Consider the following 406-nt stretch of genomic DNA (forward strand, 5'->3'; position numbering starts at 1 on the left):
TGGCCGAAGGGTAAAGCAAAGGTAAAAGACTAGGAGTTTCTGAACCTTCAGCCCGTACTTGAACCACATGCGGAAGTTCAGTAACAGAATATCATAACAAATATCCCCTAACCTACTATTTCTAGCAGGTTGGGGAAATTTTTCGTTATAACACAAAAAAGCACGGAATATTAAACTCCGTGCTCTTTTTTGCTTTTATATTTAATCTTGTCAAAACCTTCACCATACACACCGATAACGGCACTCTGACTGACAAAGGCATGGGGATCAATCTCGCTGATAAGACGGAAGATAGCAGGAGCCTGACGCTGCTTGGCTAACACGAAAAGCATCTTCACATCCTGACCGGAATAAAAACCGCTGGCATTCACCACCGTTACTCCCCTATCAGCATCTACATTGATGC

At 43.1% G+C, this 406-nt stretch carries 1 protein-coding gene; it reads right to left on the reverse strand.

What is annotated here, in order from left to right; translation table 11 throughout:
• Positions 1–170: 170 nt before the first annotated feature.
• Positions 171–406 (reverse strand): YitT family protein (locus D4A39_RS19335; RefSeq protein WP_147393975.1); only part of this gene is annotated, 236 nt, incomplete at its 5' end.

Origin of the sequence: Alcanivorax profundi, from assembly GCF_003597125.1 — a bacterium.
GTDB classification, from domain to species: domain Bacteria; phylum Pseudomonadota; class Gammaproteobacteria; order Pseudomonadales; family Alcanivoracaceae; genus Alcanivorax; species Alcanivorax profundi.